27 protein-coding genes are annotated in these 26,375 nt (G+C 70.7%); 15 read left to right on the top strand and 12 right to left on the bottom strand.

Going from position 1 to position 26,375, the window contains the following annotated elements:
- Positions 1-145 precede the first annotated feature (145 nt).
- Both RLT59_RS28090 and RLT59_RS28085 read left to right on the top strand, forming a co-directional pair.
- Positions 146-1,117, top strand: coding sequence for an ABC transporter ATP-binding protein (locus RLT59_RS28090; RefSeq protein WP_311305961.1), 972 nt, complete (start codon positions 146-148; stop codon positions 1,115-1,117).
- Positions 1,117-1,839 carry an ABC transporter permease gene (locus RLT59_RS28085; RefSeq protein ID WP_311305960.1) on the top strand — a complete coding sequence of 241 codons (723 nt, stop codon included), beginning with the start codon at positions 1,117-1,119 and terminating at the stop codon, positions 1,837-1,839. Before RLT59_RS28090 ends, RLT59_RS28085 begins: the two co-directional genes overlap by 1 nt.
- A gap of 44 nt (positions 1,840-1,883) precedes the next feature.
- On the opposite strand, the gene RLT59_RS28080 is transcribed toward RLT59_RS28085, so the two are convergent.
- Entirely contained in the window at positions 1,884-3,107 is a 1,224-nt protein-coding gene (locus RLT59_RS28080) for an RNA-guided endonuclease InsQ/TnpB family protein (RefSeq protein ID WP_311305959.1), read from the bottom strand.
- A 28-nt stretch (positions 3,108-3,135) separates the two neighbouring features.
- Here RLT59_RS28080 and RLT59_RS28075 point away from each other — a divergent pair, with 28 nt between their 5' ends.
- From RLT59_RS28075 to RLT59_RS28065, 3 genes are all read left to right on the top strand, one after another.
- On the top strand, positions 3,136-3,297 hold the full coding sequence (locus RLT59_RS28075; protein ID WP_311305958.1) for an Arc family DNA-binding protein: 162 nt from the start codon (positions 3,136-3,138) through the stop codon (positions 3,295-3,297).
- A 90-nt stretch (positions 3,298-3,387) separates the two neighbouring features.
- Positions 3,388-4,611: a sensor histidine kinase gene (locus RLT59_RS28070; protein ID WP_311305957.1), complete on the top strand. Its 1,224-nt coding sequence runs from the start codon at positions 3,388-3,390 to the stop codon at positions 4,609-4,611.
- 208 nt (positions 4,612-4,819) lie between these two features.
- Entirely contained in the window at positions 4,820-6,466 is a 1,647-nt protein-coding gene (locus RLT59_RS28065; protein ID WP_311305956.1) for a glycosyltransferase family 39 protein, read from the top strand.
- On the opposite strand, the gene RLT59_RS28060 is transcribed toward RLT59_RS28065, so the two are convergent.
- Together RLT59_RS28060 and RLT59_RS28055 are read right to left on the bottom strand one after the other, a co-directional pair.
- Complete coding sequence (locus RLT59_RS28060) at positions 6,395-6,604, bottom strand: DUF397 domain-containing protein (RefSeq protein WP_311305955.1); 210 nt, start codon at positions 6,602-6,604, stop codon at positions 6,395-6,397. The genes RLT59_RS28065 and RLT59_RS28060 overlap by 72 nt on opposite strands.
- Positions 6,601-7,431, bottom strand: a complete 831-nt coding sequence (locus RLT59_RS28055; RefSeq protein WP_311307890.1) for a helix-turn-helix domain-containing protein — start codon at positions 7,429-7,431, stop codon at positions 6,601-6,603. The genes RLT59_RS28060 and RLT59_RS28055 overlap by 4 nt, the downstream gene beginning before the upstream one ends.
- Before the next feature lie 104 nt (positions 7,432-7,535).
- On the opposite strand from RLT59_RS28055, the gene RLT59_RS28050 reads away from it, so the two are divergent.
- The 4 genes from RLT59_RS28050 to RLT59_RS28035 all read left to right on the top strand — a co-directional run bounded on the left by RLT59_RS28050 (position 7,536) and on the right by RLT59_RS28035 (position 8,770).
- Positions 7,536-7,796, top strand: coding sequence for a hypothetical protein (locus RLT59_RS28050; RefSeq protein WP_311305954.1), 261 nt, complete (start codon positions 7,536-7,538; stop codon positions 7,794-7,796).
- Positions 7,793-7,996 (top strand): hypothetical protein, encoded by a 204-nt coding sequence (locus RLT59_RS28045; protein ID WP_311305953.1) that lies wholly within the window; start codon positions 7,793-7,795, stop codon positions 7,994-7,996. Before RLT59_RS28050 ends, RLT59_RS28045 begins: the two co-directional genes overlap by 4 nt.
- Positions 7,993-8,511, top strand: a complete 519-nt coding sequence (locus tag RLT59_RS28040; protein WP_311305952.1) for a hypothetical protein — start codon at positions 7,993-7,995, stop codon at positions 8,509-8,511. The genes RLT59_RS28045 and RLT59_RS28040 overlap by 4 nt, the downstream gene beginning before the upstream one ends.
- Before the next feature lie 76 nt (positions 8,512-8,587).
- Entirely contained in the window at positions 8,588-8,770 is a 183-nt protein-coding gene (locus tag RLT59_RS28035; protein WP_311305951.1) for a hypothetical protein, read from the top strand.
- A 582-nt stretch (positions 8,771-9,352) separates the two neighbouring features.
- Here the strand turns inward: RLT59_RS28035 and RLT59_RS28030 are convergent.
- The 3 genes from RLT59_RS28030 to RLT59_RS28020 all read right to left on the bottom strand — a co-directional run bounded on the left by RLT59_RS28030 (position 9,353) and on the right by RLT59_RS28020 (position 12,679).
- Positions 9,353-10,675: a hydrogenase expression protein HypA gene (locus tag RLT59_RS28030; protein WP_311305950.1), complete on the bottom strand. Its 1,323-nt coding sequence runs from the start codon at positions 10,673-10,675 to the stop codon at positions 9,353-9,355.
- A 443-nt stretch (positions 10,676-11,118) separates the two neighbouring features.
- Positions 11,119-11,379 (bottom strand): phthiocerol/phthiodiolone dimycocerosyl transferase family protein, encoded by a 261-nt coding sequence (locus RLT59_RS28025; RefSeq protein WP_311305949.1) that lies wholly within the window; start codon positions 11,377-11,379, stop codon positions 11,119-11,121.
- 346 nt (positions 11,380-11,725) lie between these two features.
- Positions 11,726-12,679: a quinone oxidoreductase family protein gene (locus tag RLT59_RS28020; protein WP_311307889.1), complete on the bottom strand. Its 954-nt coding sequence runs from the start codon at positions 12,677-12,679 to the stop codon at positions 11,726-11,728.
- Between the two features lie 97 nt (positions 12,680-12,776).
- Between RLT59_RS28020 and RLT59_RS28015 the strand changes: the two genes are divergently transcribed.
- The 3 genes from RLT59_RS28015 (at position 12,777) to RLT59_RS39470 (ending at position 14,541) form a co-directional block, all read left to right on the top strand.
- Complete coding sequence (locus tag RLT59_RS28015; RefSeq protein WP_311305948.1) at positions 12,777-13,208, top strand: MarR family winged helix-turn-helix transcriptional regulator; 432 nt, start codon at positions 12,777-12,779, stop codon at positions 13,206-13,208.
- A 106-nt stretch (positions 13,209-13,314) separates the two neighbouring features.
- Positions 13,315-14,175 carry a hypothetical protein gene (locus RLT59_RS28010; RefSeq protein WP_311305947.1) on the top strand — a complete coding sequence of 287 codons (861 nt, stop codon included), beginning with the start codon at positions 13,315-13,317 and terminating at the stop codon, positions 14,173-14,175.
- A gap of 66 nt (positions 14,176-14,241) precedes the next feature.
- Entirely contained in the window at positions 14,242-14,541 is a 300-nt protein-coding gene (locus tag RLT59_RS39470; protein WP_399126232.1) for a DUF6896 domain-containing protein, read from the top strand.
- Positions 14,542-14,861: 320 nt separating this feature from the next.
- On the opposite strand, the gene RLT59_RS28000 is transcribed toward RLT59_RS39470, so the two are convergent.
- Positions 14,862-15,620 carry a sporulation protein gene (locus RLT59_RS28000; protein WP_311305945.1) on the bottom strand — a complete coding sequence of 253 codons (759 nt, stop codon included), beginning with the start codon at positions 15,618-15,620 and terminating at the stop codon, positions 14,862-14,864.
- A 96-nt stretch (positions 15,621-15,716) separates the two neighbouring features.
- Positions 15,717-16,346: a calcium-binding protein gene (locus RLT59_RS27995; protein WP_399126231.1), complete on the bottom strand. Its 630-nt coding sequence runs from the start codon at positions 16,344-16,346 to the stop codon at positions 15,717-15,719.
- A gap of 378 nt (positions 16,347-16,724) precedes the next feature.
- Here RLT59_RS27995 and RLT59_RS27990 point away from each other — a divergent pair, with 378 nt between their 5' ends.
- Together RLT59_RS27990 and RLT59_RS27985 are read left to right on the top strand one after the other, a co-directional pair.
- The gene (locus tag RLT59_RS27990) at positions 16,725-17,879 is read left to right on the top strand and encodes a N(5)-(carboxyethyl)ornithine synthase (RefSeq protein ID WP_311305944.1); all 1,155 of its coding nucleotides are present in this window, start codon (positions 16,725-16,727) and stop codon (positions 17,877-17,879) included.
- A gap of 106 nt (positions 17,880-17,985) precedes the next feature.
- Positions 17,986-18,618 (top strand): response regulator, encoded by a 633-nt coding sequence (locus tag RLT59_RS27985; protein WP_311307888.1) that lies wholly within the window; start codon positions 17,986-17,988, stop codon positions 18,616-18,618.
- A gap of 61 nt (positions 18,619-18,679) precedes the next feature.
- Here the strand turns inward: RLT59_RS27985 and RLT59_RS27980 are convergent, their stop codons facing one another.
- From RLT59_RS27980 to RLT59_RS27970, 3 genes are all read right to left on the bottom strand, one after another.
- Positions 18,680-20,104, bottom strand: coding sequence for an MFS transporter (locus tag RLT59_RS27980; RefSeq protein ID WP_311305943.1), 1,425 nt, complete (start codon positions 20,102-20,104; stop codon positions 18,680-18,682).
- A 102-nt stretch (positions 20,105-20,206) separates the two neighbouring features.
- Complete coding sequence (locus tag RLT59_RS27975; protein ID WP_311305942.1) at positions 20,207-21,403, bottom strand: lipid-transfer protein; 1,197 nt, start codon at positions 21,401-21,403, stop codon at positions 20,207-20,209.
- Positions 21,404-21,415: 12 nt separating this feature from the next.
- On the bottom strand, positions 21,416-23,605 hold the full coding sequence (locus RLT59_RS27970; protein ID WP_311305941.1) for an acyl-CoA dehydrogenase family protein: 2,190 nt from the start codon (positions 23,603-23,605) through the stop codon (positions 21,416-21,418).
- A 269-nt stretch (positions 23,606-23,874) separates the two neighbouring features.
- On the opposite strand from RLT59_RS27970, the gene RLT59_RS27965 reads away from it, so the two are divergent.
- Complete coding sequence (locus tag RLT59_RS27965) at positions 23,875-25,668, top strand: MFS transporter (RefSeq protein WP_311305940.1); 1,794 nt, start codon at positions 23,875-23,877, stop codon at positions 25,666-25,668.
- Here the strand turns inward: RLT59_RS27965 and pepE are convergent.
- Complete coding sequence (gene pepE / locus RLT59_RS27960; protein ID WP_311305939.1) at positions 25,631-26,359, bottom strand: dipeptidase PepE; 729 nt, start codon at positions 26,357-26,359, stop codon at positions 25,631-25,633. The two genes, RLT59_RS27965 and pepE, sit on opposite strands and share 38 nt — an antisense overlap.
- Between the last annotated feature and the right edge of the window lie 16 nt (positions 26,360-26,375).

Here is a 26,375-nt window from a genome sequence, read left to right as displayed (position 1 = left end):
GTCCGTCCTGGCCGCCCCGTCCGTCCTGGCCGCCCTGTCCGTCCTGCCCGCCACGCCCGCCCGGCCGTTCGATGACATTTGTCCTCACGGAGTCCGTACATGCGCCTCTGCCGGGGCCGCACCCCGGCTCCGTAGCGTCATGTCCATGAAATCAACAACGGGGAACGGGACCGCGGTGGTGTTCACCGGGGCAGTCAAGACCTTCGGCCGGGGCGAGGCGCGCGTACGGGCCGTGGACGGCATCGGGCTGACCGTCGAGCGGGGCGAGACGGTCGCGCTGCTCGGCCGCAACGGCGCCGGGAAGTCCACCGCCATCAGCCTGCTGCTCGGCCTGGACGAGCCGGACTCCGGCAGCGTCCAGGTGCTGGGCCGCACCCCGGACCAGGCGGTCCGGGCCGGTCTGATCGGCGCGATGCTCCAGGAGGGGCAGCCCATCCCCCGGGTGACCGTCCGCGAGCTGATCGCCTTCGTCGCCTCCACCTACCCGCGCCCGATGCCGATCGGTGAGGCGCTGAACCTGGCGGGCGTCGCGGAGTACGCGAACCGGCGCATCGACAAGCTCTCCGGCGGCCAGCTCCAGCGCGTCCGGTTCGCCGTCGCACTGGCCGGCAACCCGGAACTCATCGTCCTTGACGAACCGACGGCGGCCCTGGACGTGGAGGCCCGGCGCGGCTTCTGGGACTCCATGCGCGCCTACGCCAGGCGCGGCAACACGGTGATCTTCTCCACCCACTACCTGGAGGAGGCCGACGAGAACGCCGACCGGATCGTCGTCATCGACCGGGGCAGGATCGTCGCGGACGGCACCGCCGACTCCATCAAGGCAGCGGCCGGCCTGCACCTGGTCTCGTTCGACCTGGCGGGCGGGCCCACCGAGGGCCTCGATCTGCTGCCCGGCGTGGCCACCGTCGAGGTGACCGGGGACCGGGCGCTGCTGCGCACGGCCGACTCGGACGCCACCGTCGTGGAGCTGGCCCGGCTCGGCCTGATCCGGAGCCTCCAGGTCTCCCCCGCCACGCTGGAGACCGCCTTCCTCTCCCTCACCGCACCGGCGGCCGCAGCCCGCCCGCAGGGCCACAACCGGAACCTGAGCCACAGCCAGAAGGAGACCGTCTGATGTTCCAGTACATTCTGCTCGAAATCCGCCGGACCCTGCGCGACGGCTTCTTCCTGCTCTTCGGTTCCGGAATGCCGGTGATGATGTACCTGCTCTTCACCAACATCGGCGGAGGAGGGGACGCCGGCGACTGGAAGACCGGCTCGATGGTCGGCATGGCCGCGTACGGGGCGCTCGGCTCCGCGATGGCGATCGGTACGGGGGTCTCGTCCGACAAGTCGCTCGGCTGGCTCCAGCAGTTGCGGGTCACTCCGCTCTCCCCGTCGCAGGCGGTCGTGGGCCGTGCGATCAGCGGCTCGGTGACGGTGCTCCCGACGATCCTGACGGTGCTGCTGGCGGGCGGGCTGGTCAACGGGGTCGAACTGGAGGCCTGGCAGTGGGCCGCGCTGGTCCTGCTGCTGTGGATCGGCGCGCTGCCCTTCACCCTGCTCGGCATCGGCAACGGCTACCGGCTGACCCCGCAGGGCACCGGCGTCGTCAACGTCGCCTGCCTGATGGGCTTCGCGATCGTCGGCGGGCTGTGGTTCCCGCTGGAGCTGCTCCCCGGCTGGCTGAGCTCCATCGGCGGGTTCACCCCCGCCAACCGGTTCGCCGAACTGGGCTGGGCCGCGACCGAGGGCCACGCGCCCGGCGCCGGGACCATCGGCGTACTCGCCGGTTGGCTGCTGCTGTTCGGTGGGTACGCCGTGGTCTCGTACCGTCGGTCCGCGAGGACCGTGTGACAGGATTGACATCCTCCCCAAGCTGGCGCAGGGGGATTCCTGGCTCAGGCCGCCTCCGGGAGCGGCGCTCCCAGAGGGCTTCCACCATCAGCACCAGCCGGGTTGAGACCAGCCCGGACGAGCATCACACGGGCGGAGTTCTTGTCCCTGGGGGACACGGCTCCGCACGCGGTGCACGCATACGTTCGTTCAGAGAGGGGAAGTGCGTGCTTGGTTCTCGCACCGCACTGCGCACAGTCCATCGTGGTGTGGGCCGGGTGCACGAGGTGCACGATGCGGCCGTGCTTGCGGGCCATCTCGGTCAGCGCGGTCCTGGTCGCGCTGACCGCGGCGTCGGCGGCCTTGCGGGCCATCGTGGACTTCGCGAGGAACTTCGGCTTGAAGTCCTCGACGGCGAGCTGGTCGAAGTCGCGCACGACCTTCTTGGCCCACTTGCGGCCGGTGTCCTGGCGCTGCCTGGCGACCTTTTTGTGGACCTTGGCCGCCGCGCGGGACGCCGTCCGGTAGCCCTTGGACGCGGCCTTCCCGCGTGCGGGCTTCCGCCTCGCCATTTGCTTCTGGTGCCGGGCCAGCTTCGCGGCGGCGGTGCGGCCGTGCTGCGCGTGGGGTAGGTCATGCGCGTCCGAGGTGGTGGTCGCGGTCTCCTTGACGCCCCAGTCGATACCGATCACCGTGCCGGTCGCGGGCAGCGGCTCGGCGGCCGTCTTCACGACGAACGAGGCGTACCAGTGGCCGAGGCTGTCCCGGTACACCCGGACCGACGTCGGGTCGGCCGGCAGGTCGCGGGACCACACCGCGGTCAGCGTGATGCCGCCCGCGAGGTACAGGCGGCCGTCTTTCAGCCGGAAGCCGCGCCGCGTGTAGTTCATCGACGGCAGCGCATCGCGCTTGCGCTTGATCCGGGGCATCCCGGCGCGCTGCCGCATCGGCAGCCCGGCTTTGACGTCCTTCAACGCTTTGGCGCGGGACTTGGCGAAGTCGCGGATGATTTGCTGCTGCGGCACCGAAGCGCCTTCGCGCAGCCATCCCATGGCGGCACGGGCCTCGGTCAGCATCTTGTCGAGCTGCGCCGGACCGCACGTCACCTTCTCGGTGGCGGTCTTGTTCAGACCATGAACCTTGCGGGACATGGCCACGCATTCATTCCAGATCCAACGGCAGCGTGCCCACTCGGCATCGAGCCCGGCGAGCGCGGTCGACGACACGCGGAGGCGGTAGGTGTACCGGGCATGTCCGGACTCCTCACCTGCCTGCTGCCGTGTCGTCATGCCACCACTTTACCACTAGGATTGGGGTATGGATCATGAAGAAACCCGCATCACGCTCCGACTGCCCACCGACCTCCATGCCTGGCTCACGGCACAGGCCAAGACGAACCGGCGGTCACTCAACTCCGAGATCCTCCACCGCATCGAGGGCGACTACCGCGCCGCCGCGGCAAACGCCGAATCGCCCTGACGGCGATTCGACTACCCCTGCCCTGCTCCACAGGAGTCCGATTCCTCCCCGACCTGAAAGCCGGGGCATCCTCGGAGGACTTCGGTGAACATGTTCGGGAGCGAATCGGAAGCGCGCGAGGCGCGGCGCACGCGGCGTGCGGAGCGACGGGCGTGGCGCAGGGAGCACCGCCGTCCGGGGCCTCCCGGACCCTATGTGCTGCTTCCCTGGCTGCTGCTCGGCCTCGGCGCCTTCTCCAATCTGTTCCAGGGCGAGAGCCCCAACCCCTGGGTCGGCGGCATCGGCCTCTTCGCCTTCAACTCCCTCTACATCTCGGTGGTGTTCCGGGGCTTCGACAAGAGGGCACGCGAGAGCCGCGTGACGTACGTGATGCTGGCCGCGCTGACAGCCATCACGCTGGGGCTCGCGATCGGGTACGGCGGAAGCTGGCTGCTGTTCTTCCCGCTGCTCTCCCTGGCCTGCGGGACCGTCCTGCGCAAGCAGTGGCTGGCGGGCGCTCTGCTCGTGCTCGCCGTGACCGCGTGCGTGGTCTCCGTGTGGCGCGAGGACAGCACGTCGACCCCGTGGACCCTTGCGTACGGCACCTTCATCTCCGGTGCGGTGACGGCCGCGCTGCTCACCCTGTCCGAGACCGTGATGGAGCTGCGCTCCACCCGGCAGGAACTGGCCCGCAGCGCTGTGGAGAGGGAGCGGCTGCGCTTCTCCCGCGATCTGCACGATCTGCTGGGCCACACGATCTCGGTGATCGTCGTCAAGTCGGAGGCCGCGCGCAGGCTCGCACCGCGCGACATGGACCAGGCGCTCCAGCAGGTCGCCGACATCGAGTCGGTGGGCAGGCAGGCGCTCACCGAGATCCGTGAGGCGGTCACCGGCTACCGCGAGGGCAGCCTGGCCACCGAGCTGGACCGGGCCAGGTCCGCGCTGATCGCCGCGGGCATCGAACCCACGGTCCGCCGCTCCGGCCCCCCGCTCCCGCCACAGGCCGAGGCGCTGCTGGGCTGGGTGACACGGGAGGCCGTCACCAACGTCCTGCGCCACTCCACCGCCACCACCTGCGCCTTCGTGATCGACGGCACCCCGGACCGGGTCCGCCTGACGGTCACCGACGACGGCCGCACCACGGCCGCGGCGCCCACCCCGGGCATCGGCGGCACCGGCCTGAAGGGCCTCACCGAACGCCTGGCGGCAGCGGGCGGCTCCCTTGAGGCGGGACCGGGTCCGGGGGGCGGCTTCGTGGTGACGGCGGAGCTTCCGGCGGACGAACCGGGCGGAGATGGCGAGGACGGCGGCACGGCTCCCGTCACGAAGGAGTAGGTCGTACGGCCGACGCGGGTCCCGGCGTAGCACCTGCGACGGACCCGGTCCGCACCTCACGTAGCTCCTGCGACGGCCCCCTGGCTCGTCGGCGCAGGTGACGACCCGGACCACCGGCGCCGCTTAGCGTGCTGAAGGTATTCGGAGCCCCCCGACGGCTTTCAGGGGCTCCGCTCGCCTCCCCTACGCGCCGAGCCGGAGCTTCGCCATGCCTAGAACGACACTCGCGGCCGGTCCGGCGGCCTTCAGCCTCTTACTCGGGCTGTGGGGGATCACCCGCGGGGACAGCATGTGGCGTGACGAAGCGGCGACGTGGCAGGTGGCGCACCGGAGCATCCCGGAGATGTGGCACCTGCTGGACACGGCCGAGGTCGTCCACGGCCTCTACTACCTGTTCGCGCACGGCATCTTCGCCGTCTTCGGGGACAGCCTCCTCGCCCTGCGGCTGCCCTCCGTCCTGGCCATGGCGGGCGCCGCCGCCGTGATCACCCTCCTGGCCGCCCGGCTGGCCGACCCGTACACGGGACTGGCTACGGGCCTGGCGTTCTCCTTGATCCCCGCGGTGCAGCAGTACGCGCAGGAGGGACGCTCGTACGCCCTGGTCACAGCCTGTGCGGCACTGGCCTGCCTGCTGCTGGTCGAGGCGATCGACGTGACCGACGCGAATGGTGCGGCCGGTGCGTCGGGTGCGACCGGTGCCTCCGGTGCGACTGGTGCGACCGACGGCAGGCGTGGGGCGGGACTCTGGGCGGCGTACGGCACGACTGTGCTACTGGCCGGGCTGCTCAACTGGTTCTCGCTCCTGCTGCTGCCCGCGCACGCCGTGACACTCGCCCTGACCCGCGCGCCCCGCGCGACCGTCCTGCGCTGGGGAGCCGCCTCCTGCGCCGCCGTGCTCGGCACGCTCCCCCTCATCGCGGCGAGCAAGTCCCAGACGGGGCAGGTCGCGTGGATACCCCCGGTCCGCCCGAGCACCCTGCTGGGCCTCCTACTGGCCCTCCTCGCGGGCGCCCTCTGCGCCTGGCTCGCCCGGCCGGGGAAGGCCCTCGGCGTGCCCCGCCGCGACCGGGCCGCGCTCACGACGGTGGCCGCACCTCTGCTCGCCGTGCCCCAACTCCTCCTGCTGGCAGCCTCGCTGGCTCAACCGGTCTACCTCACCCGCTATGTCCTGTTCAGCTACCTCGGGCTCGCCCTGCTCATCGGCGCGGCGTGCCGGGGCCTCGCGCTCCGCCTGCGCACACCGCCGCGTCGGCTGATCGTCGCGGTCATGGCCCTCGCCTTCCTCGGACTGCTCCCCGTCCAGCTGTCACTGCGCGCCCCGGCCGGCCGGATCGACGACGTACTCGCCACGGCCGAAGATGTCGCCACGGTTCGCGAGGCGGGCGACGGGGTGCTGTACATCCCTGCGGCACGCCGTGACACCGCCCTCGTCTCGCCCACGGCGTTCACCGGGCTCAGGGATCTGGCACTGGTCCGGGGCCCACTGGAATCCAGCACCATGAACGGCGCGGAGGGCACCCCGGCGCAGATAGCGGCAGCGATGCTGACGGTGGACCGCATCCTGGTCGTCAGCGACGACGGCACACCGTCCGCCCACACGGATCGCGACCGTACCAAATGGCGCGTCCTCAAGGAGCGCTTCATCCGCTGCTCCGAGGTCAGCGAACACGACCGCCGGGTCACGGTCTACCGGCCACGGCCGGTGCGGGGCCGCTGGCAACCCGGCTGGTCACAGCGCCGCCCCGCCGCGCGGGACACGATGGGGCGGCGCCGGATGGCCTGCTCAGACGGTCCCGAAGTCTCCGGCCTTGACGCCCGCCACGAAGGAGGTGAACGCGTGGGCGGGAACGTCTAGGACCGGGCCGCGCAGATCCTTGGAGTCACGGACGGGGACAACGCCGCGCGAGACGGCAAGGTTGGCCGCGACCTCGACGCACTGGCCACCGTTGCTGCTGTAGGAGGACTTGAACCAGCGGGGGGATTCTGTCGTCACGGGGTGCCCTTTCTTACCTTCTGGATCATGGCCACTGATGCCGCTTGGGACGGCGCTTCGGCCTGTAGCTGATGGTAGGCCGTCAACAAGGGCTGCACGAACCGCATATCGCGCTCCAGCTGACCTTGCTGAGCAGACTCCGCGTACGCCATGTGGGATCGGTCAGGCAGGGTGAGCAGCGTTACTGGAAGATCGAACGCCCGCCGCTCACCCAGGTCGAACGGAGCGACTTGCACGACAGTGGACGGCAGCTCCGCGAACGCGATAAGCCGGTCAAGTTGGTCCGCCATGACGCGGGGTCCGCCCACCACCCGCCGAATACAGCTCTCGTCGAGGACGACGTACACAAGCGGTGGGGGCGTCCGCTCCAGGGACGCCTGCCTCTTCGCGAGGAGCGTCAGCCGCTCCTCCGCCTGCTGCTCCGTGATGGCTCCACGCCGCACAGCTCCCGTAGCGATCGCTGCCGCGTACTCCGGAGTCTGGAGAAGACCCGGAACGATCCCGAGCTCGAACAGCCGGATCTCTGCGGCCCGCACCTCCTGGGTGACGAAGTCCGGGAATCCCTCCAGCAGCGAAGTGTTCTTGAGTGCGCGAGTCATCCGCTCGAACTTGTCTCCGGTGCCGAGTGCTCTGTCCGCACTACGCGCGAAGCGGATAGTTGGTGGGCGGCGGCCAGTTTCGACGGCGGAAATGTGCGATCCGGTCAGACCCATGCGTACGGCCAGTTCTTCCTGCGTCCACCCGCGCTCGTCCCTTGCTTGCCGTAAGCGCTGACCAAACGCCTGCGCCGGAGAAGTGTCGGGGTCCAATGCCTTCCGATTGACCATGTGAGTTCCTAACTCATCAAGCAAAACAGTCAAGTTGAGGACACTCCAACTGTAGGTCACCCTGGACGCCCTGAGTAGCGGAAGCGCTACGGAGAGGAGCGGCGATGAGTGCGCAAATCGTTCCCCCAGACGGGCAGGAACCGGCCCACGTTCCCGAACCCGGCACGCTCATGGTGGACATAGGCCGAGGCAATCAAGTGGGCGTGTTCCGGGGCCTCGCCGGCCCGTACTGGTCGCTGCGGCCGGTCTGCGGCGGACAGGAATGGGAAGCCGAGCCCAGACACGTACGCCCTGCGGACCCCATAGAGCGCCTCCGAGCCCAGAACGCGCGGTGCAACGCACGGAGCCGGGGTGAAGTGCTGTGAGAGCCCCGACGCACGACCTGCACTCCGAGTTGGACCGCATCACGTCGGACCCCGAGACCCGCGCACTGTTCCGCGCGGAGCTGGACCGTGCGATTTCCGAACACTGCTCGCAGGAAGCCGCGTTGACGGCGTTCACCGAAGCAGTGGCCGAATCGCTGCGGGCGTTGGCCCGGTTCGCGACCGGGGAGCGGGCCTCGTGAACGGCGTCCTGTACGCGGCGGAGGTCACCGCGACGACCGGCGGGAGGGCCATCTCGCTCGGCAGGGTCACCCTGCCGAACCGCCGGCTCGCGCTCCGGTGGCTGCGGCGCCAGGCGCATCGGCTCGCGGACGGGCTCGGCGCCCCCGAGCCCCGACCTTCGACCGGCGTCCGGAGCCCCGCCGTTCCGGACGGGCTACGGGCATGGGCGGAGGACCCGGCCCAGCAGGAGCACGCGATGGCGCGGCTGGCGGCCGGGGGCTCCGATGTACTCACCGTGCTCGACCCGGCGGCCGGACTGCTGGTGACGCTCGCCGGGTGGCCCGTCCGACAACGCCGCGCCGCAACCGGGTACGGCGCCCCCGAGCGCAGTCCCCACCCCCACCCGTGCGCTGCCGCGCGCCGCAAGGACCGGACCCCACATCCCCTCAGCCGGAGGCCATACGGTGATTCACTGCAATTCCCGCGTCTGTCCGCCCTGGTTCGAGATCGCGCAGGCTCATCGGCAGGCGGGTAGTCCAGGACTCCCCGACTCACTGGTCTGCGAACTGGCCCAAGGGCATTCCGACGAGCACGCCGGTCATCTGGAGGACATGGGGCGCGGCACCTTTGACGTATGGGTGCGCTGGAAGGGCGGCGACTTCACCTACGTCTGTGCCGCGCCGTGCGAGATGGTGGACCCTGTCCTCGCTCCCCACCTGCGACAGGCCTGCATGCTGTTCGTCGACCACGCGCCGGGACACTCCTGGGAGTTCGAGGACCTCCTGCACGATTGAAGCCCGCCACCCGGGAGCCCAGACATTCATGGACGCCCGTGCAACCGACTCGGTGCAGGAGCACCCATTGCCTCTGACAGTTCCCGGGGTCTGACCCAACCCTCCCGACGACGGGTCCCCCATGGCACAGGAAGCCGCATCGGTGCGTGGCCACTCGACCGACGTTCCGGATCACGCAAGCGTGGTTTGCTCCCGGCCAACATGCTCCAGTTCATCCCCCGCCCGAACAGTGAGGCCAACGGTGGCAACAGCGGCACGTGAAGCACTCGCGAAGAGTCGATCACCGATCGTCTTCGGCCGCAGACGCCGTCTACCGCGCTGCTGACGTGTCCACCCCTCCAGCATCGCCTCGACGACCGCGTCCTCGGCCGCAGAAGAGACACCCCCCGCAAGCAGTACCAGCCGCGCGGAAGCGTCCCCAGGGCAGCCTCCAAGCACCTCGAACGCAACCGCCGTCAAACGGAGTTACCCGGGAGTGCTGAATCCTGCTGCTGGAGACGAGCCGTGCCACCAGCGGATGCCGCAGGGTCCCCGGTGCAGTTCAGGGGTTTCGTTCGTGGGTCGAAGTGTCAGCCCGGTGGGTCAGACCGTGAGCCTCACGGCCTCGAACCAGTGGTCGTTTGCGGTGGTGCCGACGAACATGTACTCGGGGCGCTTGTTCTTGCAGACCTGTGGGCCCCAGCCACCACCGCCCATCTTGGCCGTGTGGCAGACGGAGCCGTTGCCGATGTTCATGGCGAAGCCCGTCAGGAACGGGGCGCCCTTCTTCGAGCTGCCGATGTAGTTGTTCTTGCCGTCCGCGACGACGGCCGTCCAGTTCGGGGCCCATTTGGAATTGCCGCCCGTCGAACCCGGGTCGTGCAGCAAGGCGTTGGCGGAGGAGCCTTGGACGTTCCACACCGCGATGTTGAGGGCCGTGATCTTCTTGCCCTGGTCCGTCGTGCCGGTGATGGTCCCGTCGCACACCGGCTGCTGCCAGCCGTTTCCTGCCACGAAGGCCCGGTAGCAGATGTGTCGCCCGCGGGGGTCGTTCTTCGCGAGGCTGTTCAAAGCGCTGGCGGCCGTCCCCGGCGGTGCTTTCGCCGTCACAGTGGCCGTGGGCCGGGTCGCGGGCGCCTTCGGCGGCGGTGGCGGGGCGATCGCCGCCTTGAGGGTCGGTGTGGTGGACGGCCTCACCGTCTCCTTCTCCTTCTCCTTCTTCTTCTCACTCGGCGTCACGGAGGGCTTCGGTGACTCGCTGGTGTAGGTCTCCGGGGACGCAGAGCGTTCGCTGTTCAGAACCGTGCCCGCCGCGTTCTGTGTCTGCTCCTTCTCGGGCTTGCGGTCGTCCTGGCCCGCCACGAGCAACGGCACCGAGATCAGTACCGCACCGGCGATCGCCGCCGCGGCCAGCATCGGCTTCTTCAGACGGCCGTTGGGCGGTACGTCGTCCGCGTGCGTACCCGCGCCGCCGCCGCTGTCTCCCGCCGCTGCCGCAGCGGCGGCGGGCGGGGTCCCCCCGACGGTGCGGGTGGTGGCGGGCGCTGCGGCCGGGTCAGGGCCCGGGTCCGGTTCAGGGGACGCGGACGATGCCGACGTCGCCGAAGTGGCCCCGGCCTGCGCGGAGGTGGTCGACGTGGCTTCGGAGGGATCCTCCGCCGCCGGCTCCGGAGTGCCGCCGGCCCGCGCGGCACCGACGGCCGAAGAGGCACCGGCGGCGCCCTCGCCACCCGCCTGATCCCCGGTCCCCTTCTGGCTGCCCGCGGCCTCGGGAGCCTCGTGGCCGGAGCCCTCGCTCTCCTCGTTCTCGCTCGAAGGGCTGCGCGCGCCCGCGTCCGGGCCGGCCGCAGGGGAGGAGGTGTCCTTGCCGTTGCGTGATCCGCCCGGCATCAGGGCGTCGCCGGGGTCTCCGGCCGTTCCTCGCATCGGAACCGCCCGGCGGACAGACACCGGTGAACTCGCGGACGGGTCAACTGCCCCGGAGACGCCTGCGGATGCGTCCGGCCGCGACGGTATGTGGCTGGAAGGATCATGCTCGCGTGCCATGCGGTTCCTTACTCACGTCTCGGTTGGGGTGCGTGTCACGACCCGGTACCCACGGCGCCCGCCCATGACTGGACTTCATCCGATCCAGCCGTTCCGGGGGAGCGAAGGGCCGGGCGGGGCAGACGACTTCGCAGGAGGCGAAACCCATCGACAGGCGATCGGCAGGGCAGTGCACCGGGCACGCGCCGGCGTGCGGTGGCGCGAGGCAAGCCCGAACGGCCCGGTTCCGGAACGACCGTACAGGAACTGCGTGGACCATGGTCGGCCGATCGGGCTCAAGGGCGTCAACGTCTTCGGTGTCGCCACAGCTTCACGCAAGTGACCTACAGGCGAAGGGACGTGGTGGCCGCAGCGGACTGCAGGACCTCGGCCGGCAGGGGCGGGGTGAGCCGGCGGCGCATGTCGACCGCCGTGGTGCACAGCAGCCGCGCCGGGCCGTCCTGAGTCGGCAGCAGGGTGCGCAGGCTGGTCAACAGGACGCCCGAGAACAGGGAATCGACCGACAGCGAGGCCTCCCTCGCGCGCCGCACCAGCCCCTCGCACCGGTCGCCGCCGAGATCGATCCCGGTGACGCGGAAGCGCATTCCCAGGCGAGAGGGGCGTTGATCTCCTCGTCGAAACCGGTGCCGCGCCCGAGAACCGGCCCTGCGGCCGCGTCCGCGATGAGGACCAACGGCTGGTTCCCCGGCCCCTGGGTGATCTTTCCGGTGAGCAGCGGCGTACTGGTTTGCAGGTGGGTCAGTGCCTGCGCGAGGACCGGGTCGTCCAGATCGCCCGTCACGTCGCAGGACAGGACAAGCCGCACACCGGCAGCGGTGATGGCCGCCTCGTGCGGCGCGAGCGAACGCTCCACCATGAACCCCTCTCGTAGGTCCGCTGCACCATCGCGCAACAGGGCACCGCTTCGGGGCCGAAGAGCCGGATGTCCCCTCAGGCGGATGAACGCGGCGGCCATCGCAGCGGGGGCACAAGGACGACCTTGCCGAGGTTGCGGCGCTGCTCGATGAGGGCGTGGGCTCGGGCCGCTTCGGCGAGGGGGATCTCCTCGTGCACTGCGGTGCGCAGGGTGCCCGACTCGTGCAGCTGCCAGAGTTCGCGCAGCCAGCGGTCGTACAGTTCGGGCTTGCCGACGGCGATGGCACGCATCTGGAAGCCGATCACCGAAGCACCTCGGACGAGGAGTTCGTACGCCTCCACCGTGCCCCCGCCGGAGCTGAAGGCCACCAGCCGGCCGCCTGCGGCCAGGGCTCGTACGGCGGGGCCGAGCAGGTCGCCGCCGACGCCATCGAGGATGGCGTCGTACGGGGCGCCCCAGTCGGCGTCCCCGTACAGAACCACCTCATCGGCGCCCAAGTTCCCCAGGAAGTCCACCTTGTCGGCACTGCTGACAGCGGCCACTACGCGTCCGGCCCCGGCGGCCTTCGCGTACTGGAGGGCGAGCGTGCCCACCGCACTCGCCGCCGCTGTCACCAGGACCGACTGGCCGGGCTCCACGTGCGCGGCCTCGTAGGCGCCGCGCGCCACCATCCCGCTGCGGACCAGCGCCACCGCCTCCACGTCACTCGCGCGGTCCGGGATCCGGGAGGCCATCGTGGTGTTCAGGACCGCGAACTCGGCGTAGGCGTCCGTGAAGCACAACCCGGTGACGCGGTCTCCGACGCCGAAGGCGGTGACCCCCTCACCGAGGGCGGTGATCTCCCCGGCGACTTCACCGGCGAGCGAGATCGGTTTCCCGGCGTCCCGGACCTTGCGCACGGAGGGCAGCGTCACCCCGACCGCCCGGGTCCGGATCAGCACCTCCCCGGCTCCCGGCTCGGGTCGGTCGGCCTCCTCCGCGACCAGCGCGGTGGGCCCTTTACCGACCTCATGGCGTATGCGCAGCACAAGGACCTCCCCGTCCATCCGTACATTTTCATTGGGTAGCCCAACGATAGCTTGAGGTCGTAGGGAGTTCCAACGAATTCCGGGATAGGCTGACCCCATGACCGCAGCCCTCCAGCTCATCCAGTCCCTGCCGAGCTGGCTCGTCGGCCGCGTCGCGGCGCGCGCTCGCGGCCTGGTCGCCGATGCGCTCGCCACGGAAGGGCTGAAGCTCATGCATCACGCGGTGCTGGCCGCGACCGCCGAGTACGGGCCCGTCGCCCAGGCCGAGCTGGGCCGGCGGCTCGCCGTCGACCCCAAGGACATGGTCGGCATCCTCAACGACCTCCAGCAGGCGGGACTCGTCCTGCGCACCCCGGACCCCGTCGACCGTCGCAAGAACGCCATCACGGTCACCGCAGCAGGCGCAGCCGCCCTCACCCGCTGCGCGGCCCTGGCCGAAGCAGCCAACGCCGAGCTGCTGGCGCCACTCACTCCGGACGAGCAGCACCAGCTGATGGCCCTGCTGTCCCGGGTGCACGAGGCGCCGTAACGGAAGCCGACGGTGCCGCAGCAGGTCCGTACGGCCGCAGCGAATCTCTCGAACAGCCAACAGCGGGTGCAGAATCGCCACCCGCTCCCAAGGGAGGGTCCTTCCAATGACCGCACAGCCCGCACGCCCTGAGCGCATCGGCCCCGAGACCGCCTCGGTCATGACCGTCTCGCCGTTCAAGCCCTCTCTCGTCAAAGCCGTTTTCAGGGACGTGACCCCGATGCACGTCTCCCGGTCGGCCACGTGGGCCGCCGCGTCGGTGACGCGGACCGTGCTCACGGAGATCATCGATGCCGCGAGGAGAGCCGCGGCGGAGGAGGACCGGAGGAAGCTGATACCCAGGGACCTCATCTCGGCGATCGACCGGAACGTCGAGCTTGAGGTGGGCGGCAAGTGGTACGAGCACAGCCCGACGTTCAAGGGCCTGACGGGTGTCATGTACGACGCCGAGGGTGACATCGTGCCCCCTCGTAAGCGCAGCGCGTCGCGCAGACCGAGTGCTGTGGCCGGCGCCCACCGGTTCGAGGCCGGGGTCAAGCAGCTGCTGCGGAACCAGGGGGGGACGGCCGTCCCGGCGATGGTCCGCGACCTGGACGGGATCGCGAGCGTGTTCCTGACGGACCTCGCCCGGGATGCGGCCATGGTCGTCCGCGAGGGCGGGGTCAAACGCTTCGGCACGGTCACCCTCGTGACATCGGGCGAACCGGACCCGTCCCCGTCCCCGTCCCTCCAGGATTCCCTCGGGGCCCTGGCCACCCGCCGAGGGGACGCGCGGACCATCGGCAGGGACGACGTTTTGGCCGCCACCACGATTCAGTTGTTCGGCGGTCAGCTCCGGCAGCGAGCCCTCGTCGAGGCACACGCGGCGACACAGTCGTACAGCCTCACGCACCTGGTCGCAGGACCGCCGACGGCGGGAGAAATCGTGGACCCCCCGCCAGTACGGGAAATCGACCGGCCGGGCTGATCCAGGCAACGGGCTTTCGGCCGGGCCTGCAACTCCGTTCAAGCAGAGGCCCCATGAAAAGGACGGATGCCGTATGGAACGGGCCGGGGCTTCGCGAGACCTCGTGGGCGGAGTGATCACCTCGGCGCCTGCTCCTACACCGTTCATGGGGCAGGCTGCCGCTTCGTCGGTGACAACGGTGCTGAGGTCTATGTGGACTTCGCGGCCGACGGGAGTGAAGTCTTCGACCTCTGGCGACTGCGCCGGTACGGGCTGAGCCTGCCGGATCCTGTTGACGTCACGGATGAGGACCTGCGGACCGCAGTGCTGTCGCTGCAACCGCTTCTGACCGAGGTGCGGCCGGGGTGGTTCAGCGTCTCCGGCTGAACTCTCAGTACCAGCGGGCGGGCCCGTGGAGGGCTTCAGGCACCCGTTTCCTGTAGCGCGGTAACGGCACGCGCGGCAACGGTGCCCGCACTTTCTGGGTTCTCTCCCGACTCGCACTCGATCCCTCGGTCCCTCGGTCCCTGAGTACAGCTTGGTGCTCGGCGATCCACTCTCGGAACGTTGGCGTGAAGTCGGTATCTGACACGTGGTCTGCAACCCTTCGATGTTCGGAGCGGGCGGGCACGAGCCAGGGCTCGCCTGTCGGCCATATGCGGCCGGGTCAGCCGGGTCGCCCAGGGGAGTTGAGCCATGCGGGAGGCTCAGACCGCCCTCACCCGGCGCAGCCAGTCGCCCACCAGCCGGTTCCAGTCGGTTCGGTCGAGATCGTGGTGCGCCACCACGATCCGTTCGGCCGGAGGCTTCTCGTCCCAGGACTGGATGCCGTGGCCGGAGCGTCGCAGCAGGACCTCGCAGCCGACCGCATTGGTGAGGAGGACGAGTTCGAGGTCCGTGCCGATCCCGTCCGTCGTGCGGTCCCGCACTTCGAGCAACTGGTAGAAGTCGAAGGCCTGGTCGACGTCCGGGATCCACTCCTCGACCAACCGCCCCGCCTCGCAGGTGTATCCGTGCCCGGCAAAGGCGTCGAGGACGACCTCGTGCAGGGGCAGCGGCGAGACGTGCAGCAGGTCCTCGTCCGAACCGGGCCTGAGCGCGCTGTCGTCCACGCGCGTCCGCAGTTCCAGAACGATCCCCAGGGCACGCCCCGCCACCTCGTTGAAGGGCGTCGCCCAGGGCAGCCGGACCGTGAACGGCACGACGACCTCCTCGCCCCTCGGGATCGGGAAGGTGCCGTACGCATAACCGCGGTTGACCTCGTCGTCCCCGGCACGGGCACCGGGGGCGGCGGGCCAGGTCGTCAGCACCTCGAAGGAGAAGCCCTGGATCTCCGTGCCGAGCAGGCCGCCCCGGACCACCACCTGGCCGGGGACCGTGTCTCCAGAACGCACGACGCCGGCGAGCACCTGCGCGTCGACGTCCACCGGGCCTCCGCCCGCCCGTGCGAGCATTCGAGTGAACATTCCCGCAGCATACGATCACCGGCGGCAGACGCGACGGGGATACTTTCGGCTGCTTGCTGTGTGGCCGGGCGGCGTTGCCCGGCCGCATGGCCGGGGCTACTTCACGTCCACGTAGTCCACCGCGGAGGTGACCGCCGGGGTCGTCGGGGTGCCGGCGAAGGAGTAGCGGAAGTAGCCGTCCGCCGTGGCCTTCGTCGTCGTCCGCAGGTTGCCTTTGCTGTCCGTCGTCACGGTCTTGAGGGTCTTGTAGATGCTCGTTCCCTTCTTCTTGAACTGGAGCTTCACCGGCTGCTTGGTGTAGCCCGCGTACTTGTAGGTCACCCAGCCGGCGCGGGTCAGGGCGCCCGTGACGGTGATCGTCCTGTTCTTCTTCACCGGCTCCGGCGAGGCGTTGACCGTCAGCCTGGAGTTGCGCAGGACCTTGGCCTTGGCGGCGGCATCCCTGCCGATGTAGTCACCGTCGTTGGCCATCGCGTAGGCGCCCACGGTCCAGGTCCCGGCCGTGCTGTTGTCCTGGGGTTCGATGCGCGGGTTGATCGTCATCGCGTAGGTGCAGGTGGTCGTGGTGAAGCTCTGGCGCACGCACTTGCCCAGGATGTTGTCGGGAAGCACGAGACCGTAGGCGTCGCCGTTCGGGAGGGGCGTGTGCCACATGGTCGGGAAGGTCTTCCCGACCTCGATGCCCGAGTCGTCCGTAGCGGTCACCGCGATGGTGAACCTCTTCACGTTCGTGGTCCCCAGGACGATGTTATTCCCGCCGTTGACGACCACCTTCGTGATCTTGATGTCGCCCGAGACCTCGTCCGCCTGGGCGACCCCCCAAAATCGCGAGCGCGGACAGGGCGAGTGCCCCGGCGAAGGCTGCCACGGTGGTGCGGTGACGCATGAAAGCGGTCCCCTGTGTTCCGGCGCCGCAGGAACCCCTGGGCGCAGCTGACCGAGCCCACCCGGTACGCGGATGGCAGGGGTATGACCACCGGTCCACGCGAATGGTTGTCCTCCGGGAGCCGGCGGTGAGCGCCGCGCTCTGGCCCGAAGGAACGCCGTCGATCGGGTCCGCACCCCTCCGGAGTGTGTTACACAGGGGATAATCAGAGGGGTACTTTGCAGCAGCTCAAGCTCGGAATCGTGTCGCAGGCCCGTAAAGAGAACGAACACCGTCTGCCGATCCACCCGGCGCACTTCGAACGCGTCGACGTCGACCTCCGCCCCAGCATCTTTCTGCAGACCGGATACGGAGAGCACTTCGGTGTCCCGGACTCCCAGATCGCACCGCACGTTGCCGGTTTCCGCTCGCGCGAGGAGCTGATCGCGGAGTGCGACGTCATCCTGCTGGCCAAACCGCTGCACGAGGATGTGGCGGAGCTGCGGGACGGGCAGGTGCTGTGGGGGTGGCCGCACTGCGTGCAGGACGAGAAGGTCACGCAGGCCGCCATCGACCGCAGGCTCACCCTGATCGCCTTCGAGGCGATGCACCACTGGACCCCGAAGGGCGGGTTCAACCTGCACGTCTTCCACAAGAACAACGAGCTGGCCGGCTACTCGTCGGTGCTGCACGCCATGCAGCTGACCGGGGCGACCGGTGACTACGGGCGTCGGCGGCGGGCGGCGGTGATCGGCTTCGGCGCCACCGCGCGCGGCGCGGTGACCGCGCTCAGCGCGCTGGGCGTGCACGACGTGGACGTGCTCACCGCCCGCGGCACCACCGCCGTCAGCTCACCGATCCACTCGGCACGGATCGTGCGCTTCGACCACGACGTGGCCGACGACACCCTCGACCCTCGGCGCAGCGTCGCGCTCACCGAGGACGGTCCGGAGCCGCTGGCCGAGTTCCTGGCCGGGCACGACATCATCGTCAACTGCGTGCTCCAGGACACCGCCGCGCCGCTGATGTTCCTGATAGAGGAGGATCTGCCGAAGCTCGCGCCCGGCACCCTCGTCATCGACGTCTCCTGCGACGAGGGCATGGGGTTCGCCTGGGCCCGGCCCACGACCTTCGACGAGCCGATGTTCACCGTCGGCGACAACGTCCACTACTACGCCGTGGACCACAGCCCCTCCTACCTGTGGGACGCGGCCACCTGGGAGAACAGCGAGGCGCTGATCCCGTTCCTGCGGACGGTCCTCGCGGGGCCGGACGGCTGGGACGGTGACCGCACCATCAGCCGGGCGATCGAGATCCGCGGCGGCACCGTGCAGAACCCGGCGGTCCTGGCCTTCCAGAACCGCGCCGGGCAGTACCCGCACGCGCTGCTCTGACCCGCGCGGCCCGGTCGGCGGCAGACCCGGAGTGGGTCTGCCGCCGACCGGGCCGGTTGACGCGTCCCAACGGCCCACCCCCCATACCCTGTTACCCGTGAACGAGATGCCGCAGGATCACCGGCCGGTCAAGTCCGTACGAGTGCTGCTCGCAGAGGACCAGGGGATGATGCGGGGCGCGCTCGCCCTGCTGCTCGGGCTGGAGCCGGACATCGAGGTGGTGGCCCAGGTGGGGGCGGGCGACGAGATCGTGGCCGCCGCAGTCGCCTCGCGGCCCGATGTGGCGTTGCTGGACATCGAACTGCCGGGGCGCAGCGGTCTGGACGCGGCCGCCGATCTCCGGGAGGAGGTGCCGGAGTGCCGGGTGCTGATCCTCACCACGTTCGGGCGGCCCGGGTATCTGCGGCGGGCGATGGAGGCGGGGGCGGCGGGGTTCCTGGTGAAGGACGGGCCGGTCGAGGATCTGGCGGAGGCGATCCGGCGGGTGCTGGCCGGGGAGACCGTCATCGATCCGGCGCTGGCCGCCGCCGCGCTGAGCGCGGGCCCCAGTCCGCTGACCGCCCGGGAGCGCGATGCGCTGATGGCCTCGGTGGACGGGGCGACGGTCGCGGACATCGCGGCGAAGCTGCACCTGTCGGAGTCGACGGTGCGCAACTACCTCTCGTCCGCGATCGGCAAGACCGCCACCCGCAACCGGATGGAGGCGGTCCGGGCCGCGCGGCAGCAGGGCTGGCTCTAGAAAGAAACGTGCTCAGCGCTGTACGAAAACGTGTTCAGCGCCGTACGGACACCGGGCCCCTTCAGCGCCGTACGGACGGCCGGTGGCGCGGGAGCCAGAAGGTCATCAGCAGCAGGCCGCCCAGCAGGACGGAGCCCGACGTCCGGAAGGCCAGGGCGTAACCCGCCGTGAGGTCCGCCGGGCCCGTTCCGCCGTCCGTGCGGGCGGCGGCGACGGTGGAGAGCACGGCCAGGCCGAGCGCGCCGCCCATCGTGCGGGAGGTGTTGACGAGTCCGGAGACCAGTCCGGCCTCGCCGGGCGCCGCGCCCGAGGTGGCGAGCGAGGCGAGCGGGGTGGCCGCCAGGCCGGTGCCGGCCATCATCAGCACGCCGGGCAGGCAGATAGAGGTGAGGTAGTCGCCGTCGGCGGTCATCGTGGACTGCCAGCCGAAGCCCGCGGCGGCGACCACCGTGCCGACGAGCGCCAGGTTCTTCGCTCCGACCCGGGCCATCAGCCGAGGGGCGCACTTGGAGCCGACGACGATGGCCACGGAGGTCGGCATCAGGGCGAGTCCGGCCTCCATCGCCGAGTAGCCCAGCACGTTCTGCGCGTACACGGTCATGAAGTACCACATGGAGAACGTGGCCGAGCCGATCAGGAACATCGCCACGTTGGCCGCGGCGACCGCCCGTGCGCCGAGCACCCGCAGCGGCATCAGCGGTTTCGCCGTACGGGATTCCACCAGGACGAACAGGGCGAGCAGCGCCACTCCGCCGAGCAGCGGCAGCAGCGTCGCGGACGCGGTCCAGCCCGACTCCTCCGTCTGCACGATGCCGTACGCGACGGAGGCCAGGCCCGCCGTGACGAGCAGTGCGCCCGGGAAGTCGATCCGGCTCCGCTCGCCGGTCCGGCCCTCGGCCAGGTAGACCGCGGCGCCGGCGATGACGAGCACGCCGACCGGCACGTTGATCAGCAGGACCCACCGCCAGGAGAGCGCGTCGGTGAGCACCCCGCCGATCAGTCCGCCGGCCGCGCCGCCGCCCGCCCCGACCGCCATCCAGGTGCCGATGGCCCTGGCCCGTGCGGGTCCTTCGGGGACGGCCGCGGTGAGCAGGGTGAGGGTCGCGGGGGCGAGTACGGCGGCGCCGAGGCCTTGCGCGGCGCGGGCGGCGAGCAGCTGCCAGCCCTCCTGGGCGAGTCCGCCGGCCAGCGAGGCGGCGGTGAAGAGGCCGAGGCCGACGAGGAACATCAGCTTGCGGCCGTACAGGTCGGCGGCCCGCCCGCCGAGCAGCATGAATCCGGCGAACGCGATCGAGTAGGCGTTGAGCACCCACTGCAGCCCCGCGGTGCTCAGGCCCAGGTCCGTGCGCATGGAGGGGAGGGCGACGTTGACGACGGACACGTCGAGGACGACGAGGAACTGGCCGACGCAGGCGGCGAGCACCACCGCCCAGGTGCGGGTACGGGTGCGGCCGGTACGGCGTGTGGGCGTCGAGACGTCAACCATGGCGTCATACTCGCAGCCGCCCAGCACCCCGTACATCGGTTTCCGGACCGTACCGGCCTCGGTCCAGCGGTGTAGGACCGGAGCCCGGACGGGCCACAGGGGTCAGCGGCGCAGGAGTGTCACCACGGCGGCGCCGCCGAGGCCGATGTTGTGGGCGAGCGCGGTGCGGGCGTCCGGCACCTGGCGGGGGCCGGCCTCGCCCCTGAGCTGCCAGGTGAGTTCGGCGGCCTGGGCGATTCCGGTGGCGCCGAGCGGGTGCCCCTTGGAGATCAGCCCGCCCGACGGGTTGACCACCCAGCGGCCGCCGTGGGTGGTGGCGCCGGACTCGACGAGCGGGCCGGACTCACCCTCGCCGCACAGCCCGAGCGCCTCGTAGGTGAGGAGTTCGTTGATGGAGAAGCAGTCGTGGAGTTCGATGACGTCGAGGTCCGCGGCGCCGATGCCCACGCTCTCGTAGACCTGGCGGGCCGCCTCCCGTGACATGGGCAGGCCGACCGCGTCGATGCAGGTCCCGGAGGCGAAGGAGGCCTCGGTGTCGGTCGTCATGGCCTGGGCGGCGATCTCGACGGCCCGGTCACCGAGGCCGCGCTCCTCGACGAAGCGTTCGGAGACGACGACGGCGGCGGCTGCCCCGTCGGAGGTCGGTGAGCACTGGAGCCGGGTCAGCGGGTGGTGGATCGGTTTGGCGGCGAGGACTTCACCGACCGTGTACGGGTCCTGGAACTGGGCGTACGGGTTGCCCGTCGAGTGGCGGTGGTTCTTCGCGGCGACGGCGGCGAGCTGCGCCTCGGTCGTGCCGTACCTCTTCATGTGCTCGCGGGCCGCGTTGCCGAAGATCTGGGCGGTGGGCGGGGTCATCTCGAAGCCGTGGGCGGCGGCCATGATCCCGTAGTGCCGGGCGACCGGGGACGTCCTGAAATCACCCGCGCCGCCGTCGGAACCGCCGCCGCCGAGCGATCCGCGCGCCATCTTCTCGAAGCCGAGCGCGAGGACGCAGTCGCTGCCGCCGCCCTCGACGAACTGGCGGGCCATCATCAGCGCGGTGGAGCCGGTGGCGCAGTTGTTGTTGACGTTGTAGACGGGTATCCCGGTCAGTCCGAGCCCGTACACGGCCCGCTGTCCGGCGGTGGAGGCCTGGAAGCAGTAGCCGACGGCAGCCTGCTGGATGTCCTCGTAGCCGATACCGGCGTCGGTGAGCGCCGCCGTGCCGGCCTCCTTCGCCATGTCCCAGTACTGCCAGTCGCGGCTCTCGGGCTTCTCGAACTTCGTCATGCCGACGCCGACGATGTATGACCTCATGATGGATTCCCTTCAGTCCCTGGGCAGGCCGAGGATGCGCTCGGCGACGACGTTGAGCTGAACCTGCGTGGTGCCGCCCGCGATGGTCAGGCAGCGGGACATCAGGAATCCGTGCACGGCCCGTTCACCGGCGCCCTCGGCCACCGCGCCCGCGGGGCCCAGCAGTTCGAGGGTGAGTTCGGCGACCTTCTGCTGGTGGGCGGTCTGGATGAGTTTGCGTACGGAGGCGCCCGCGCCCGGCTCAAGTCCTGAGACCTGTCGCAGCGTGGTGCGCAGTCCGATGCAGGCCAGTGCGTGGGCCTCGGCGGCGAGTGCGCCGATCCGGGCCCGGCAGGCGCCGTCGAGTCCGGCGGAGCGGTCGATCAGGGCTTCGAGTCCGGTGTCGAACGACATCTGGTCGGCCATGTGGACGCGTTCGTTGCCCAGGGTGTTGCGGGCGACCCGCCAGCCGCCGTCGGCCTCGCCCACCAGGGCGTCGGGGGGCAGGATCACATCGTCGAAGTAGACCTCGTTGAAGAGGGAGTCGCCGGTGATCTCCTTCAGCGGGCGGATGTCGATGCCCTCGGTGTGCTTCATGTCGACCAGGAAGTAGCCGAGTCCCCGGTGCTTGGGCGCGTCCGGGTCCGTCCTGGCGAGCAGGATGCCGTGGTCGGCCCACTGGGCGGCGCTCGTCCACACCTTCTGGCCGTTGATCCGCCAGCCCTCGGGGACGCGTTCGGCGCGGGTGCGCAGTGAGGCGAGGTCGGAGCCGGCACCGGGTTCGGAGAACAGCTGGCACCACTGGAGTTCGCCGCGCAGGGTGGGCAGGAGGTAGCGGTCCTGCTGCTCGGGCGTGCCGTGCGCGATGAGCGAGGGCACCACCCAGGTGGCGATGGAGAGGTCGCTGAGCTTCACTCCCTGTTCGCGCAACTCCTGTTGTACGGCGAGCTGTTGTACGGGTCCGGCGTCCAGTCCGTAGGGCGCGGGCAGGTGCGGGGCGGCGTAGCCGGTGGGTGCGAGGGCGCTGCGGGCGGCCCTGGGGTCCAGGCCCCGGACGGCGGCGACGGCCTCGCGGGCCGCCGCGCGGTGCGCATCGGCCTCCGGCGGCAGCTCCAGGGTGAGGCTGCGGCGGGCCCCGGCGGCGGCGAGCCGGACGGCGCGCCGGCGGTGGACGTCGCCGGAGCCGAGCAGCTGCCGGGCGACCAGGGCGCGGCGCAGGTAGAGGTGGGCGTCGTGCTCCCAGGTGAAGCCGATGCCGCCGAGGATCTGGATGGCGTCCTTGGCGCAGGTGTACGCGGCGTCCAGGGCGGTCGACGCGGCGAGGGCCGCGGCCATGGACCGTGTCTCCGGGGTCTCGGTGGCCGCGCGGGCGGCGTCCCAGGCCAGCGCGCGGGCCTGCTCGACCCGTACGAGCATGTCCGCGCAGAGGTGTTTGACGCCCTGGAACTGTCCGATGGGGCGGCCGAACTGCTCGCGGACCTTGGCGTGTTCGGCGGCGGTGTCCAGCGAACGGGCCGCGGTGCCGCACGCCTCCGCGGCCAGGAGCACGGCGGCGAGGTCGCGGACGAGCGCGGAGTCGGTGGGCAACAGCCGCCCGGCGGGCACCAGCACGCCCTCGGCCCTGACCTCCGCGGTGGGCCGGGTCGGATCGGCGCTGCGGTGCGGGCGGACGGTCAGCCCCCGGGCCGAGGTGTCGACGGCGAACCAGCGGGTGCCGGTGACCGAGGCGGCGGGGAGCAGCAGCAGGTCGGCCCCGTCGGCGGAGAGGACCGGCGGGAGTTCCCCGTCGAGCAGGTGCCCGTCCTCCTGCTCGACGGCGGTGAGGCTGCCGGGGCCGAGGGCGACGGCGCCGATGCGGCGGCCCGACGCGAGGTCCCGTATCAGTTCGTCTGTGCCGGGGGTGCGCGGGGCCGACGCGTGCAGTACGGCAGAGGCGAGAGTGCTCGCCAGGCAGGGACCGGGGAGGGCGGCGCGGCCCGCCTCTTCGAGGACGACGGCGAGATCGAGCAGTCCGCCGCCCTCTCCCCCGTACTCCTCGGGCAGATGGATGCCGAGGAGGCCCTGTTCCGCCAGTCCGTCCCAGTGTCCGGGGCGTGCGCCGGTGGCAGCGGGGGCGTCCGCGTCAAGAATTTTGCGGATTTCCCCGGGCGGTACGGCGCGGGCGAGCCATCCTCGTACAGCCCGCGCGAGCTCCCTGTGTTCTTCGGTGATTCCGATGCCCATGCGGATCCTCGCCGGTCGCAGCCACTGGAACGGCGCAAGAGTAGAACACGTCTCAATCTGACGGAAGGTCAGATCCCCATCTGTTTGCGGCCGGACGCCGGACCCCGGCCGCGACTGCGTGCTGTTCGCACCCCGTTCACCGGAATACCTCGGACATGCGGAAGGTTTCACCGTGCACACACTTGGCGGGCAGCGCTGCCCGCAGCACGGCCCGCACGATCCGCACGCCTTCCCCGTCCCCCCTCTTCCGCTGCCCGGAGGCCGCACGTATGCCACAGACGACGCACGAACAGCAGTCCGCGGAGCTTCCTGATCCGGGGACGTCGAAGACCGGCAAGGGGATCGTCCCCGTGCTCGCCTTCGCGGGTATCACCGTCGCGGTGATGCAGACCCTGCTCGTCCCCATCATCAAGGACCTGCCCGCCCTTCTCGACACCGACCCGTCCAACGCCACCTGGGTGATGACGGCGACGCTGCTCGCCGGCGCCGTCTCCACGCCGATCATGGGGCGGCTCGGGGACCTCAACGGCAAGCGGAAGATGCTGCTGGCGAGCCTCGCCGTCATGGTGATCGGCTCCCTGATATGCGCCTTCACCGATGACCTCGTGATCATGATCGTGGGCCGCGCGCTCCAGGGCTTCGCCATGGGCGCCATCCCGCTGGGCATCGGCATCATGCGCGACGAGCTGCCGCGCGAGAAGCTCGGCTCCGCGATGGCCCTGATGAGTTCCTCGATCGGGGTCGGGGGCGGACTCGCGCTGCCCGCCGCCGCCCTGGTCGCCCAGCACACCGACTGGCACACCCTCTTCTTCGGCTCGGCCGGTCTCGGTGTGCTCGCGATGGGGCTGACCGTGCTCGCGGTGCCGGAGCCCGTGCTGCGGGCCCCCGGCCGGTTCGACATGACCGGCGCGCTCGGCCTCTCGGCCGGACTGGTCCTCCTGCTGCTGCCCATCACCAAGGGCAGCGACTGGGGCTGGACCTCCCCCACCACCCTCGGGCTGGTCGCCGCCGGACTGGTGGTGCTGCTGGCGTGGGGCGTGTTCGAGCTGCGCAGCGAAGCTCCCCTGGTCGATCTGCGGACCACCGCACGCCGCGAGGTACTGCTCACCAACCTCGCCTCGATCATGGTCGGGGTCGCCTTCTACGCCGTCTCGCTGGTCCTGCCGCAACTGCTCCAGCTGCCGCTGTCCACCGGCTACGGCCTCGGCCAGTCGATGGTGGTCGCCGGGCTGTGCGTGGCGCCGCTGGGCCTGACGATGATGCTCGTCGCCCCGCTGTACGCGCGGCTGTCCGCCCGGTACGGCCCCAAGGTGTCGCTGATGATCGGCATGGCGGTCATCGCCATCGGATACGGAGCCGGGCTCGGCCTGATGAGCGCCGCCTGGCAGACCGTCGTGATCGCGGTGGTCCTCGGCGCCGGCATCGGGCTCGCCTACTCCTCGCTGCCCGCACTGATCATCGGTGCCGTCGACGCCTCGGAGACGGGCGCGGCGACCGGGTTCAACACCCTGATGCGCTCCATCGGCACCTCGGTGTCGAGCGCGGTGATCGGCATGGTGCTGGCGCACACCTCGACCCAGATGGGCTCTGTCGCGGTGCCCACCATGCAGGGGTTCCGCACCTCGTTCATGATCGCGACGGGCGCGGTGCTGGCCGGACTGGTGCTGGCCGCCTTCCTGCCCTCGCAGCGGGCGGCCGCCGCGCCGGTCCTGCTGGCGAGCAGCGCGGGCGACGAGACGGCCCGGCTGTCCGGCCTCCCGCTCCCGCTGCCCGGCTCCGGCTTCCGCGGCCGGGTCACCGATACGGACGGGACGCCGGTGGCCGGTGCCAACGTCACCCTGATCGACCGGCAGGGCCGGCAGGCCGGGCTCACCACGACGGACGCGGAAGGCCGGTACGCGCTGGCCGCCCCGGCCGGCGGCAGCTTCGTGCTGGCCGGATCGGCCGCCGGATACGCGCCGCGCGCCTACCCGGCGGCGCATCCGGCGAGCGGCCGGCCCGCCGAGACCGATCTGGTGCTGACGCTCAGCGCACCGGCGCGTCGAACCTCGGTGCCGTCGTGAGCAGATGAGAGACGTCCGTCCCCGCCGGGAGCTCCTGCGGCTGCGCGCCGCGGGTGAACAGCCGGGCGGGGCGGGCGCCCTGGACCCGGGCCTGACACCCGTTGACCCGCAGCCATGAGCCCTCGCGCAGTCCGAGCACCGGGACGTCGTTCTCCTCCAGGAACTCGGTGAGCCGTTCCTCGCGGGTCTCGCCCTTGTGGGTGCTGTCCGGGTCCGGGTCCTGGTAGTGCGGATTGATCTGGAACGGGACGAGCCCGAGCGTCTCGAAGGACGGCGGCTGCACGATGGGCATGTCGTTGGTGGTGCGCAGGGTGGGCGAGGCCATGTTCGTCCCCGCGCTGGCCCCCATGTACGGCAGTCCCTCGCGCACCGCCCCCGTCACGGCGTCGCGCAGCCCGGTCCGGTAGAGCGCGCTGAGCAGCCGGAAGGAGTTGCCGCCGCCGATGAACACGGCGTCGGACGCGGCGAGTTCGGCGGCCGGGTCGGCGTTCTCGTGGACGCCGCGGACGGTGATGCCGGCCGGTTCCAGGGCGTCGCGGACCCGGGTGGTGTACGCCGCGTAGTCGGCGAGCGCGTACGGCACGAAGGCGAGCCGGGCCTCCGCGGGCAGGAACGCCCGCACCGTGTCGAGGGCGTGTTCCAGGTAACCGCAGCCGTACTGCGTGGAGTTGGAGAGCAGGAGCAGATTCACGGGGTTCCTCTTGGTT

Source organism: Streptomyces sp. ITFR-6 (assembly GCF_031844725.1).
In the GTDB taxonomy this organism is placed as follows: Bacteria; Actinomycetota; Actinomycetes; order Streptomycetales; family Streptomycetaceae; genus Streptomyces.
This window is presented reverse-complemented; position numbering and strand designations above follow the sequence as displayed.

What these genes read in the sequence shown, in the direction of transcription:
- RLT59_RS28090 (WP_311305961.1), top strand. Translation starts at nt 146, where the DNA reads ATGAAATCAACAACGGGGAACGGGACCGCGGTGGTGTTCACCGGGGCA.
- RLT59_RS28085 (WP_311305960.1), top strand. Translation starts at nt 1,117, where the DNA reads ATGTTCCAGTACATTCTGCTCGAAATCCGCCGGACCCTGCGCGACGGC.
- RLT59_RS28080 (WP_311305959.1), bottom strand. Translation starts at nt 3,107, where the DNA reads ATGACGACACGGCAGCAGGCAGGTGAGGAGTCCGGACATGCCCGGTAC.
- RLT59_RS28075 (WP_311305958.1), top strand. Translation starts at nt 3,136, where the DNA reads ATGGATCATGAAGAAACCCGCATCACGCTCCGACTGCCCACCGACCTC.
- RLT59_RS28070 (WP_311305957.1), top strand. Translation starts at nt 3,388, where the DNA reads ATGTTCGGGAGCGAATCGGAAGCGCGCGAGGCGCGGCGCACGCGGCGT.
- RLT59_RS28065 (WP_311305956.1), top strand. Translation starts at nt 4,820, where the DNA reads ATGCCTAGAACGACACTCGCGGCCGGTCCGGCGGCCTTCAGCCTCTTA.
- RLT59_RS28055 (WP_311307890.1), bottom strand. Translation starts at nt 7,431, where the DNA reads ATGGTCAATCGGAAGGCATTGGACCCCGACACTTCTCCGGCGCAGGCG.
- RLT59_RS28050 (WP_311305954.1), top strand. Translation starts at nt 7,536, where the DNA reads ATGAGTGCGCAAATCGTTCCCCCAGACGGGCAGGAACCGGCCCACGTT.
- RLT59_RS28035 (WP_311305951.1), top strand. Translation starts at nt 8,588, where the DNA reads ATGGGGCGCGGCACCTTTGACGTATGGGTGCGCTGGAAGGGCGGCGAC.
- RLT59_RS28030 (WP_311305950.1), bottom strand. Translation starts at nt 10,675, where the DNA reads ATGCGAGGAACGGCCGGAGACCCCGGCGACGCCCTGATGCCGGGCGGA.
- RLT59_RS28025 (WP_311305949.1), bottom strand. Translation starts at nt 11,379, where the DNA reads ATGCGCTTCCGCGTCACCGGGATCGATCTCGGCGGCGACCGGTGCGAG.
- RLT59_RS28015 (WP_311305948.1), top strand. Translation starts at nt 12,777, where the DNA reads ATGACCGCAGCCCTCCAGCTCATCCAGTCCCTGCCGAGCTGGCTCGTC.
- RLT59_RS28010 (WP_311305947.1), top strand. Translation starts at nt 13,315, where the DNA reads ATGACCGCACAGCCCGCACGCCCTGAGCGCATCGGCCCCGAGACCGCC.
- RLT59_RS39470 (WP_399126232.1), top strand. Translation starts at nt 14,242, where the DNA reads ATGCCGTATGGAACGGGCCGGGGCTTCGCGAGACCTCGTGGGCGGAGT.
- RLT59_RS28000 (WP_311305945.1), bottom strand. Translation starts at nt 15,620, where the DNA reads ATGTTCACTCGAATGCTCGCACGGGCGGGCGGAGGCCCGGTGGACGTC.
- RLT59_RS27985 (WP_311307888.1), top strand. Translation starts at nt 17,986, where the DNA reads ATGCCGCAGGATCACCGGCCGGTCAAGTCCGTACGAGTGCTGCTCGCA.
- RLT59_RS27980 (WP_311305943.1), bottom strand. Translation starts at nt 20,104, where the DNA reads ATGGTTGACGTCTCGACGCCCACACGCCGTACCGGCCGCACCCGTACC.
- RLT59_RS27975 (WP_311305942.1), bottom strand. Translation starts at nt 21,403, where the DNA reads ATGAGGTCATACATCGTCGGCGTCGGCATGACGAAGTTCGAGAAGCCC.
- RLT59_RS27970 (WP_311305941.1), bottom strand. Translation starts at nt 23,605, where the DNA reads ATGGGCATCGGAATCACCGAAGAACACAGGGAGCTCGCGCGGGCTGTA.
- RLT59_RS27965 (WP_311305940.1), top strand. Translation starts at nt 23,875, where the DNA reads ATGCCACAGACGACGCACGAACAGCAGTCCGCGGAGCTTCCTGATCCG.